We start from the raw sequence: 9,737 nt of genomic DNA, 5'->3' as shown, positions 1-9,737 counted from the left end.
GTCGACGACCTCGCGGCCGGCGCGCTGCGCGACGTAGTCACCGACGGAGAGGTCGGCGTCGGGCAGCGGAGCCGGGCGGACGTCCACGCCGTCGACGATGCCGCTCGCCGTCAGCGCGGCGAGGTCCGAGGGCACGCCGAGCACCGTCGGCGGGAGCGCGCGGACGGCACCCTTGGTCCAAACGCCGGCCGAGGTCGTGACAGGGTGCTGGACCCGGTCGCCGAGCCCGACCGCGTCGATCAGGGCGACGGCCTCGGGCCGCCGGGCCAGCACCGACTCGGCACCGAGGTCGACCTGCACCCCGCCGACGTCGCCGACCACGAGCTTGCCGCCGATGCGGGCCGAGCCCTCCAGCACGACGACGTCGTGGCCGAGGCGTCCCAGCTCGTGCGCTGCGGTCAGCCCCGCGATCCCGGCGCCGACGACCGCGACGCGCATCAGTCGAGCTCGTACGCGTGCACGACGTCGACGAGTCGCGTCAGCGCGTCCGGGTCGATCTCGGGCATCACGCCGTGGCCCAGGTTGAACACGTGGCCGTGGGCGGCGCGGCCCTGGTCGAGGACGCGTCGGGCCTCGCGCTCGACGACCTCCGGCGGCGCGAACAGCGTCGTCGGGTCGAGGTTGCCCTGCAGCGCCTTGCCGGGTCCGACCCGGTGCACGGCCTCGTCGAGCGGGACGCGCCAGTCGACCCCGACGACGTCGGCTCCCGCCTCGCCCATCGCCCCGAGCAGCTCGCCCGTGCCCACGCCGAAGTGGATGCGCGGCACGTCCAGGTCGGCCACCGCCTCGAGCACCGCGGCCGAGTGAGGCATCGCGAACGTGCGGTAGTCGGCCAGGCTCAAGGCCCCGGCCCACGAGTCGAACAGCTGCACCGCGGACGCGCCGGCCTGGACCTGCATCCGCAGGAACTGACCCGCGATCGCGGAGATCCGTCCCAGCAGGTCGTGCCAGAGCTCCGGATCGGTGTGCATCATCGCCTTGGTGTTGCGGTAGTCGCGCGACGGCCGCCCCTCGACGAGGTACGAGGCCAGCGTGAAGGGCGCACCCGCGAAGCCGATCAGCGGCGTGCCTCCCAGCTCGCCGGTGAGGGCCGCGACGGCGGCGATCACCGGAGCGACGTCGTCGGGCTCGAGGTCGCGCAGCTGGTCCAGCTGGGCGCGGGTGCGGATCGGCTCGGCCACGACCGGGCCGACGCCCGCGACGATGTCGAGGTCCACACCGATCGCCTTGAGCGGCACGACGATGTCGGAGAAGAAGATCGCGGCGTCGACACCGTGACGGCGCACCGGCTGCATCGTGATCTCGACGACGAGGTCGGTCGTGAAGCAGGAGTCGAGCATCGCGACGCCCTCGCGGATCGCGCGGTACTCCGGCAGCGAACGGCCGGCCTGCCGCATGAACCACACCGGGACGTGGGCAGGAGTCTGGCCGCGGCAGGCGGCGAGGAACGGGCTCTCGGACAGCGTCGTCGTCACCGTCCCAGTCTCGCAGGCGCGCCCTCACGCACCGCGTCCAGCCGCCACACCGGCCCGCTACCCCCGGAGTGTCGGCCGGTGGTCGAGCCCGAACGCCCCTACCATCAACGGGTGGGAGCCCACAGCGAGCTCGGGAGCGTGCCGAGCCAGTTCGCCGCCGCCGTCGACCAGCTCAGGTCGGCCGCCGTGCGGCCCGAGGTCGTGATCGACGTCATGCCGGCTCCCACCCGCATCGCCCCGCACGCCTACGCCCTCAGCGGCGAGATCGTCGCCGGCGACGAGGACCTCGCGAGCGGCCGGTTCATCCTGCTGCACGACCCGGCCGGGCACGACGCCTGGAACGGCACGTTCCGCTGCGTCACGTTCGCCCGGGCCGACATCGAGGGCTACATGGCCGAGGACCCCGTCCTGCCGGCCGTCGGCTGGAGCTGGCTGGAGGACGCCCTCGCGAGCCGCGGCGCCGAAGCCACCGCGTTCGGCGGCAGCGTCACGGTCGTGCACACCGAGGCCTTCGGCTCGATGGTCGACGACGCGCCGCAGTCGCAGGTCGAGGTGCGCGCGTCCTGGACCCCGCTGACCGGCGTGGCCGACCACCTCGGCGCGTGGGGCGACCTGCTGGCCGCCGTCGCCGGTCTTCCCCCGGTGTCCCCCGACGTCGCCTACCTGCCGGGTCGTGGCCACCGCGGTCCGGTCGGAGGCGGCGCGTGACGTCCTTCGAGCCCGAGTTCATCGTCCCGCAGGCACCCGAGCGCCCTGCTCCGGCGGCACCGCGAGCGCCCCAGGACGACCCGGCGCCCGAGCCCCCGGCGCCCGAGCCCCCGGCGACCGTCACCGACGCCTCCGAGTCCGCCGACGACGCGGACGTGACCCCGGCTGCTCCCGTCGCCGACACGCCGAGCCTGCCGCCGCTGGTGCTGCGCGAGCAGCTGCCGCCCGTCGTCGACACCGACGACCTGTACGCCGCCACGTGCCGCGCCATCGCCTCCGGCAGCGGGCCGGTCGCGATCGACGCCGAGCGCGCCTCGGGCTACCGGTACTCCCAGCGGGCGTACCTGGTCCAGCTGCGCCGCGTCGGGTCCGGGACCCACCTCGTCGACCCCGTCCCGTTCGCCGACCTGACCGCGCTCGACGACGCGATCGGCGACGAGGAGTGGATCCTGCACGCCGCGACCCAGGACCTGCCGTGCCTGACCGAGGCCGGCATGCGCCCCCGCGCCCTGTTCGACACCGAGCTGGCCGGTCGCCTGCTGAACCTGCCCCGGGTGGGCCTGGCCACGCTCGTCGAGCTCTACCTCGGCCACAGCCTGGCCAAGGAGCACTCCGCAGCCGACTGGTCGACCCGTCCACTGCCGGAGCCGTGGCTCGTCTACGCCGCGCTCGACGTCGAGGTGCTGGTCGAGCTGCGCGACCTGCTGGAGGCCGAACTCGAGAGGGCCGGCAAGCTCGCGTGGGCGCTCCAGGAGTTCGAGGCGCTGCTGTCGTTCACGGGCCCACCGCCCAAGACCGACCGCTGGCGCCGCACATCCGGCATGCACCGCATCCGCGGCCGTCGCAACCTGGCCCTCGTGCGCGAGCTCTGGGAGACGCGCGACCAGATCGCCGAGCGTCGCGACACGACTCCGGGTCGCGTGCTGACCGACGCGGCGATCGTCGAGATGGCCACCGTGGCGCCCACCGACGCCGACCAGCTCAAGGGCCTGCGCACGATGCGGGGCCGCGGCGCGCGCCGTCACCTGAACGAGTGGCAGCGGGCGATCGACACCGCCCTCGCGCTGCCGGAGGACGAGCTGCCCCGCTCCAGCGTGCGCGGCGACGGACCCCCGCCGCCGCGGGCGTGGGCCGAGAAGCACCCCGAGGCCGCCGACCGTCTCGGTCGCTGCCGCGAGGTCGTCGTCACCCTGGCCGAGCAGCACGACCTGCCGGCCGAGAACCTGATCGCGCCGGGCACCGTCCGCGAGCTGGCCTGGGAGCCCCCGGCGGACCTCTCGGCGGAGTCGGTCGGCGCGCTGCTGGCCGAGAAGGGCGCTCGCCCGTGGCAGGTCGAGCTCGTGAGCACCCCGCTCAGCGCAGCGCTGCGCGGCTAGCGGCACCTCCACCGCCTGCCCGACGTGCCGTCGCTCAACCGTCCGCCGCGTAGGGTCGGTCGACATGGGTGACTTCCACCGCCCGGCACTTCCCGGGCCCAAGGCGTTCCAGGACGTCGTCGGCACCCCCGACCCCGCCGAGGCCACCGCGGCCGGTCACCGCATCGCTCACCTGCTCGTGCGTGGCACCGACAGCGCGGCCGACGAGGCCCTCGTCGAGCGGGTCGTGACGCTGGTCGACGTGGAGGGCCTGGGCACGCTGGCCGACCTGTGGGCCGCGTGCCCCGCCGACACCGTGGCGGGCTGCCTGTGGCGGCTCTACCTGATCCACACGTGGGTCCACCGCCAGCCCGACCAGGCAGCGCGGGAGTACGCCGCCGGCATCGCGCACGCGCCGGTGCAGAACGCGCTGGCGGGAGTCGTGGAGCCTCCGACGCCCGAGGACGTCGTCCGACTCGTCGACGCCGTCCTGCGCGGTGTCGTGCGCTCCGACTTCGACGTGACGCTCGACCGTGCTGCGGCCTTCGCGCACGTCGCGGCGGTCGGGCGCGCCCAGCTGGAGTCCGGGGATCCGCAGAGCGCCGCGCGCCTGTTCGACCTGGCCCGACAGCTGCGCCACGCCGCCACGCTGGAGCGCTCCGGGAGCCTGTGGGCCTGAACGCGCCGCTCGGTTGAACCTCCGGTTAGGCTGGTTCCGCGCCGGGCTGAGGTAGCCCCGGGTCTCAACATGAGCCGCTACGAGCGGCCACGCGCCGTGAGGCGCTCCCAGCCCGGCGCACCAGCCCTCGGTCCGGTGTAGCGTCGCCTCGTGCACATCGTCATCATGGGGTGCGGCCGCGTCGGTTCGTCCCTCGCGCGCAGCCTCGAGGAGCGCGGCCACACCACGGCCGTCATCGACTCGAACGCCGAGGCGTTCCGCCGGCTCGGACCCACCTACGGGGGCCTGACCGTCACCGGCATGGGCTTCGACCGCGAGGTGCTGCGCCAGGCCGGCATCGAGCGGGCCGACGCGTTCGCCGCGGTCTCCAGCGGCGACAACTCCAACATCATCTCCGCGCGGGTCGCGCGCGAGCTGTTCGGCGTCGACAACGTCGTCGCCCGGATCTACGACGCGGGACGCGCCGAGGTCTACGAACGTCTGGGCATCCCGACCGTCGCGACCGTGCCTTGGGCGGCCGACCAGGTGCTGCGCCGGCTCCTGCCCGCCGGGTCCGAGCCGCAGTGGCGCGATCCCTCGGGCGAGCTGAGGCTCGACAGCGTGTACGCCCCGTTCGGCTGGATCGGTCGCTCGCTGGCCTCCCTGGAGCAGGCCGCCGGCGTGCGCGTCGCCTTCGTGACCCGGCTCGGCAGCGGCATCCTGCCGCAGGCCGACATGGCGATCCAGGAGGGTGACTACCTCAGCATCTTCATGCGCGACGACCACGCCGAGGCGGCGCTCGCCGTCCTCGAGTCCGGACCGGAGAAGGAGCACTGATGCGCGTCGCCATCGCCGGTGCAGGGGCCGTGGGCCGCTCCGTCGCCACCGAGCTGATCGAGAACGGCCACCACGTGCTGCTGATCGACAAGTCGCCCGGGTCGATCCGCTCGGACGCCGTGCCCGGCGCTCAGTGGCTGCTCGCCGACGCCTGCGAGATGTCCTCGCTGGAGGAGGCGCGTCTCGACACGTGCGACGTCATGATCTCCGCGACGGGCGACGACAAGGCCAACCTCGTCATCTCGCTGCTCGCCAAGACCGAGTTCGCCGTGCCCCGCACCGTGGGCCGCGTGAACCACCCGTCGAACGAGTGGCTGTTCGGCGAGTCCTGGGGCGTGGACGTCGCGGTGTCGACGCCCCGCCTGATGGCGGCCCTGGTCGAGGAGGCCGTCGCCGTCGGCGACCTCGTCCGGCTGTTCACGTTCCGTCAGAGCGACACGAACCTGGTCGAGCTCACGATGCCCGACCACTCGCCGCTGGTGGGCACGCGCATCGCGGACGTGCCGTGGCCCCCGGACGCCCTGCTCGTGGCGATCCTGCGCGACACCTCGATCCTGACCCCGGACCGCGACCGTGCGCTCGAGTCGGGCGACGAGCTGCTGTTCGTCACGGCGTCGGACGCCGAGGCGGCCCTGGCGTCGCTGCTGGCGCCCAAGGGCTAGTCACCAGCAGAGATCGGAACAGCTCAGGCGAAGGGGTTCGGGCGGCCGACCGGGCCGAGGAGCTCCTGCGCCTGGGCCAGGTGCCGGTGCTCGACCAGCACCTCGTAGCGGGTCGCGACGACCGTCTTGACGCTGCTGAAGTCGCGGCGGCCGCGGGTCGCGGCGTAGCCCATCAGTGCCCACACGGCACCGAAGCCGGCGCCCACACCCGCACCCGTGGCCACGATCTGCAGCCAGTGGGTCTCGGAGGCGAACAGGCCGATCAGCAGGCCCATGAACACACCGAACCAGAGTCCCGACAGGGCACCCGCGAGGGCCACCCGCCCGGTCGTGAGGCGCCCGGTGACCCGCTCGACCTGCTTGAGGTCGGTGCCGACGATCAGCAGGTTCTGGACCGGGAACTCGGCGTCGGACAGCGCGTCGACGGCCTTCTGCGCGGCGTCGTAGTCGTCGAACGTCGCGAGGCTCTGCGGGAACTCGAGGGAGAAGATCTGGGGCACGTCCCCAGCGTAGCCCCGGGGCCCGCGAGCAGCCGCGGCTCAGCGCGGGTCGGGACGAGGCTCTGGGTCGTCCTCGACCTCGAGGGCCGAACGCGTCAGCGCGGTGGCCGGGGTCGCGTTGCGGCTCAGGACCCACGCCATGACCAGGAGCGTCGCCACCTGCAGCGGCCACCCCATCGCGATCTTGGCGGTGCCGAGCAGTGCGACCTCGTCGGCCAGGTAGAGCGGGTACTGCACCACCACGCGGACGATGCACGGCACCGCCAGCAGCAGGGTCAGGACGCTGCACAGGCGCACCAGCGCCCGGTCGCGCCGCCACGACGTGAGGTCGCCGCTGAGGCTGCCGATCAGGAAGCCGATCAGCGGCCAGCCGACGAGGACCGTCGCGATGATCACGACCCCGTAGACGCCGTTGTAGATGATGCCGGGCAGGAAGACGTCACGCGCCTCCCCCGACCGCGACGCGAAGAAGGCGCCGATGCCGATCACGAACAGCGAGTTCAGCACGAACTGAGGGGTGCTCCGCTGCACCAGGCGCAGCAGGAGCAGCACGACCGCCACGCCCACGGCGATCACGATCGACAGGCGCAGCTCCTCGGTCGTGAGCCAGGCGATCAGGAAGGCCAGGCTCGGCACCGCGCTCTCCGCGACGCCGCGGATGCCGCCGAACGCGGCCGCCAGCTGACGCCGGACGAGCTCCTCGACGGTCTCGACGGAGGCGTCAGGCATCGAGCTCGTACGCGGGGTTGTACAGCACCTTGCGCCCGGCCCGCGTGCCGATGCGGCCGCGGGCGGTCAGCGAGCGGCCGGCGGCGATCCCCGTGATGCGACGGCGACCGAGCCACACGAGCGTGACGTTGTCGGACCCGTCGTAGATCTCCGCCTCCAGCGTCGTGACGTCGTCGGAGGCCCGCTGCGTGACGCTGCGGAGGACCCCGTGGATCACGACCTGCTCGCGCGGGACGGCGTCAGCCATCTGGCAGCAGCCCGATCGCACCGCGTCGTCACGGAGCTCCGCGGCGTCGCGGTGCTCGGTCGAGAAGCGCTCGAGGGCGCGGCTGACAAGTCCCGGCATGTCTCGATCCTACGTCGCGTCGGAGCCGGTGTCGTCGGGCCGGGCCCCGGCACCACCACGGGCCTCGGGCGGGAGGGTCAGGGGCAGGACCTGACCGGGCCGACGCGGCTCCGGGCCACGCACCACGACGACGTCGCGGAACACGTCCATCAGGTCGCCGTGGTCCTGCGGATCCTTCGCGACGGGGCCGAGGAACGTGCCGCGCAGGGTCCACCGCGGGCCGTCGTGGCCCAGCACGCGGCTCGGCTGCACCATGGCCTGACCGTCCGGGGCGGTGACGGGGATGACGCAGCGCACCTCGGTGCCGAGGGGACCCTCGACCTCCGTCGCGGTGCCCTTGCGCTCCTGCACCTCGCGCACGACGTCGGCGCGCAGGTCGTCCCACTTGCCCTCGTCGCGAGGGGCGGCGAAGACACGCAGCCGCAGGGCGCCCTCCGGCCCGCGCACCAGCACGACCGGGACCGTGCCGTCGGTGTCGTTCGCCGGACGCTGCACGTCGTACCCCGCGGGGACGCGGAAGCGCAGCACGCCGAAGTCGAGCCGGCCGTCGAGGTCGGGCTTCTCGGTGACGTCCCACGGGCCCTGCCTCGGCTCGGGCGCGGGCGCAGTCGTGTCGCTGGTCGTGAGGTCCTCGGTCGAGGGGGTGTCCTGGGTGCCGCGGCGGCGCGGCGAGAAGATGCCCATCAGGCGTCCTTCCGGTCGAGGCTGTGGTGTCCGCCGGTCGACCCGTAGCCGCCGGCTCCCCGTTCGGTCTCGTCGAGCGCGTCGACCTCCTCGAAGGAGGCCGTCTCGACGCGCTGCACGACGAGCTGGGCGATCCGGTCGCCCCGCGTGATCGTGAAGGGCTCGCGCGGGTCGTGGTTGACCAGCACGACGCTGATCTCTCCGCGGTAGCCGGCGTCGATCGTGCCGGGGGTGTTGACGATCGAGATCCCGTGACGCCACGCCAGTCCGGAGCGCGGGTGCACGAACGCCGCGTAGCCCTCCGGGAGCGCGATCGCGATGCCCGTGGGCACCAGGGCCCGCTCGCCCGGGGAGATCCGGACGTCGACGGTGCTGACCAGGTCGGCCCCGGCGTCGCCGGGGCGGGCGTACGCGGGGAGCGGCACGCCGGCATCGAGACGGGTCAGGCGGATCGAGACCATGGCGCCGACCCTAGCCCGGCCGGGTGAGCATCTCACTGTCAGACTGGTGCGGTGACCCATCGCGAACGCCTGACCGCCCCGATCGCCTGGTGGATCGGCGCGACCGGATTCGGTCTGACGTGCGGATGGCTCGTCTTCATCGCCACCACGCCGGTCTTCGCGACGGTCTCCACCGTCATCGCCGCCGCGATCGGCTACGGGTTCGTCGCGGCCTACGGCGCGCTGCAGGTGCGGGTCGACGGCGAGCTCTTCGCCGGGCGCGCGCACATCGGCGCCGACTTCCTCGGTGAGGTCGAGGTGCTGGACCGGGCGACGTACCGCGAGGTCATGGGTCCGCGCGCCGACGTGCGCGCCTGGATCGCGACCCGGCCGTGGATCGACGCCGGCGTCCGCGTCCGGATCGACGACCCGGAGGACCCGCACCCCTACTGGCTGCTCGGCAGCCGACACCCCGAGCGCCTGGCTGCCGCGATCGAGGACCTGCGGCAGACTGGTCGGCGCACCGCCGCCGGCGGCGCACCGCAGAAGGGAGCCTGAGCGTGAGCAAGCGACGTCAGCGCACGAAGGACCGGGTGTCGGCCGCGACCCCCTCGCCCGCACCGAAGCAGGGCCGCAGCTCCAAGACGGCCTGGAAGCTCATGGACCGCTCCACGTCGCTCGCCGCGACCGCCGCCGCTCCCCTGCTGGCCAGCACCGCCTGGCGCCTCGTGACCGGGCGCAAGCCCCCGACGGCCGGCGACAACCCCGAGGTCGAGCTGCGTGAGGCGATCGGCTGGGCCATCGTCGGCGGCGCCCTCGTCCAGGTCGTCAAGGTCGGGGTCCGACGTCAGACCGCGCAGTACTGGGTCCGCTCCACGGGCCAGCTGCCGCCGGGCATGAAGGGCGTCAAGGGCGAGATCATGGCCCGCGAGGTCGCCGAGGCCAAGGCCGAGCACACCGCCAGCGTCCGGAAGAAGAAGCGCAAGCGCTAGGCCGGGCGCCGGGGCGACTGGTCGACTCCCGTGGCGCGCGACAAGCGGGCATGGACACCCGGCGGGGTCGGGGCGGTAGCTCAGCCACCTTTCCCGGTGGGGGCGGTGGCTCAGCCACCTTTCGAAGGCCTCCAAAGGTGGCTGATCCACCGCCCACCCGGCGATCGGGCTCATTCGGTGGCCTGCTCACCGCCCACCCCGGTCGACGGCCAGACGACGGGGAGCGCACACCAACGCTCTCGTCCGTGGCCGCATGTCGGCCGGACCGGACCAGGTGAGCCGCAGAACGGCGGAACCGCTCCGAGCGCGGTGCGTCAGCAACCCCATCGGGGTGCCACGAGGTTGCCTGCT

Annotated in this window: 14 protein-coding genes; 7 read left to right on the top strand and 7 right to left on the bottom strand. The window is 73.5% G+C overall.

What is annotated here, in order from left to right; genetic code table 11:
- Both ABD127_RS03100 and hemE read right to left on the bottom strand, forming a co-directional pair.
- Positions 1-438: FAD-dependent oxidoreductase (locus ABD127_RS03100; RefSeq protein ID WP_344197618.1), on the bottom strand; the 438-nt coding region annotated here is incomplete at its 3' end.
- Positions 438-1,475, bottom strand: coding sequence for a uroporphyrinogen decarboxylase (gene hemE / locus ABD127_RS03095; RefSeq protein ID WP_344197616.1), 1,038 nt, complete (start codon positions 1,473-1,475; stop codon positions 438-440). The genes hemE and ABD127_RS03100, both read right to left, overlap by 1 nt.
- 111 nt (positions 1,476-1,586) lie before the next feature.
- On the opposite strand from hemE, the gene ABD127_RS03090 reads away from it, so the two are divergent.
- From ABD127_RS03090 to ABD127_RS03070, 5 genes are all read left to right on the top strand, one after another.
- Positions 1,587-2,183: a DUF3000 domain-containing protein gene (locus tag ABD127_RS03090; RefSeq protein WP_344197614.1), complete on the top strand. Its 597-nt coding sequence runs from the start codon at positions 1,587-1,589 to the stop codon at positions 2,181-2,183.
- Positions 2,180-3,559, top strand: coding sequence for a ribonuclease D (locus ABD127_RS03085; RefSeq protein ID WP_344197612.1), 1,380 nt, complete (start codon positions 2,180-2,182; stop codon positions 3,557-3,559). Before ABD127_RS03090 ends, ABD127_RS03085 begins: the two co-directional genes overlap by 4 nt.
- 64 nt (positions 3,560-3,623) lie before the next feature.
- Positions 3,624-4,217, top strand: coding sequence for a hypothetical protein (locus ABD127_RS03080; RefSeq protein WP_344197609.1), 594 nt, complete (start codon positions 3,624-3,626; stop codon positions 4,215-4,217).
- A 150-nt stretch (positions 4,218-4,367) separates the two neighbouring features.
- Positions 4,368-5,033, top strand: coding sequence for a potassium channel family protein (locus tag ABD127_RS03075; protein ID WP_344197607.1), 666 nt, complete (start codon positions 4,368-4,370; stop codon positions 5,031-5,033).
- Positions 5,033-5,695 carry a potassium channel family protein gene (locus ABD127_RS03070; protein WP_344197605.1) on the top strand — a complete coding sequence of 221 codons (663 nt, stop codon included), beginning with the start codon at positions 5,033-5,035 and terminating at the stop codon, positions 5,693-5,695. Before ABD127_RS03075 ends, ABD127_RS03070 begins: the two co-directional genes overlap by 1 nt.
- Before the next feature lie 23 nt (positions 5,696-5,718).
- Here ABD127_RS03070 and ABD127_RS03065 read toward each other — a convergent pair whose 3' ends face one another.
- Genes ABD127_RS03065 through dut form a run of 5 tightly spaced genes read right to left on the bottom strand, consistent with a single transcriptional unit; the run spans position 5,719 to position 8,415 of the window.
- On the bottom strand, positions 5,719-6,195 hold the full coding sequence (locus tag ABD127_RS03065) for a YflT domain-containing protein (protein WP_344197603.1): 477 nt from the start codon (positions 6,193-6,195) through the stop codon (positions 5,719-5,721).
- Between the two features lie 39 nt (positions 6,196-6,234).
- Positions 6,235-6,924 carry a DUF3159 domain-containing protein gene (locus ABD127_RS03060; RefSeq protein WP_344197602.1) on the bottom strand — a complete coding sequence of 230 codons (690 nt, stop codon included), beginning with the start codon at positions 6,922-6,924 and terminating at the stop codon, positions 6,235-6,237.
- Positions 6,917-7,270, bottom strand: coding sequence for an OB-fold nucleic acid binding domain-containing protein (locus tag ABD127_RS03055; protein WP_344197600.1), 354 nt, complete (start codon positions 7,268-7,270; stop codon positions 6,917-6,919). The genes ABD127_RS03060 and ABD127_RS03055 overlap by 8 nt, the downstream gene beginning before the upstream one ends.
- A gap of 9 nt (positions 7,271-7,279) precedes the next feature.
- Positions 7,280-7,954 carry a DUF3710 domain-containing protein gene (locus ABD127_RS03050; protein WP_344197598.1) on the bottom strand — a complete coding sequence of 225 codons (675 nt, stop codon included), beginning with the start codon at positions 7,952-7,954 and terminating at the stop codon, positions 7,280-7,282.
- Positions 7,954-8,415, bottom strand: a complete 462-nt coding sequence (dut, locus tag ABD127_RS03045) for a dUTP diphosphatase (RefSeq protein WP_344197596.1) — start codon at positions 8,413-8,415, stop codon at positions 7,954-7,956. The genes ABD127_RS03050 and dut overlap by 1 nt, the downstream gene beginning before the upstream one ends.
- Before the next feature lie 51 nt (positions 8,416-8,466).
- Here dut and ABD127_RS03040 point away from each other — a divergent pair, with 51 nt between their 5' ends.
- Positions 8,467-8,952: a DUF3093 domain-containing protein gene (locus ABD127_RS03040; RefSeq protein ID WP_344197594.1), complete on the top strand. Its 486-nt coding sequence runs from the start codon at positions 8,467-8,469 to the stop codon at positions 8,950-8,952.
- Between the two features lie 2 nt (positions 8,953-8,954).
- Complete coding sequence (locus ABD127_RS03035; RefSeq protein ID WP_344197592.1) at positions 8,955-9,386, top strand: DUF4235 domain-containing protein; 432 nt, start codon at positions 8,955-8,957, stop codon at positions 9,384-9,386.
- The last annotated feature ends 351 nt before the right edge of the window (positions 9,387-9,737 follow it).

Source organism: Aeromicrobium alkaliterrae (assembly GCF_039529015.1).
GTDB classification, from domain to species: Bacteria; Actinomycetota; Actinomycetes; order Propionibacteriales; family Nocardioidaceae; genus Aeromicrobium; species Aeromicrobium alkaliterrae.
Note: the sequence above shows the minus strand (reverse complement) of the source record. Positions and strands in the feature narration are given on the sequence as shown.

What these genes read in the sequence shown, in the direction of transcription:
- ABD127_RS03080 (WP_344197609.1), top strand. Translation starts at nt 3,624, where the DNA reads ATGGGTGACTTCCACCGCCCGGCACTTCCCGGGCCCAAGGCGTTCCAG.
- ABD127_RS03070 (WP_344197605.1), top strand. Translation starts at nt 5,033, where the DNA reads ATGCGCGTCGCCATCGCCGGTGCAGGGGCCGTGGGCCGCTCCGTCGCC.
- ABD127_RS03060 (WP_344197602.1), bottom strand. Translation starts at nt 6,924, where the DNA reads ATGCCTGACGCCTCCGTCGAGACCGTCGAGGAGCTCGTCCGGCGTCAG.
- ABD127_RS03055 (WP_344197600.1), bottom strand. Translation starts at nt 7,270, where the DNA reads ATGCCGGGACTTGTCAGCCGCGCCCTCGAGCGCTTCTCGACCGAGCAC.
- ABD127_RS03050 (WP_344197598.1), bottom strand. Translation starts at nt 7,954, where the DNA reads ATGGGCATCTTCTCGCCGCGCCGCCGCGGCACCCAGGACACCCCCTCG.
- dut (WP_344197596.1), bottom strand. Translation starts at nt 8,415, where the DNA reads ATGGTCTCGATCCGCCTGACCCGTCTCGATGCCGGCGTGCCGCTCCCC.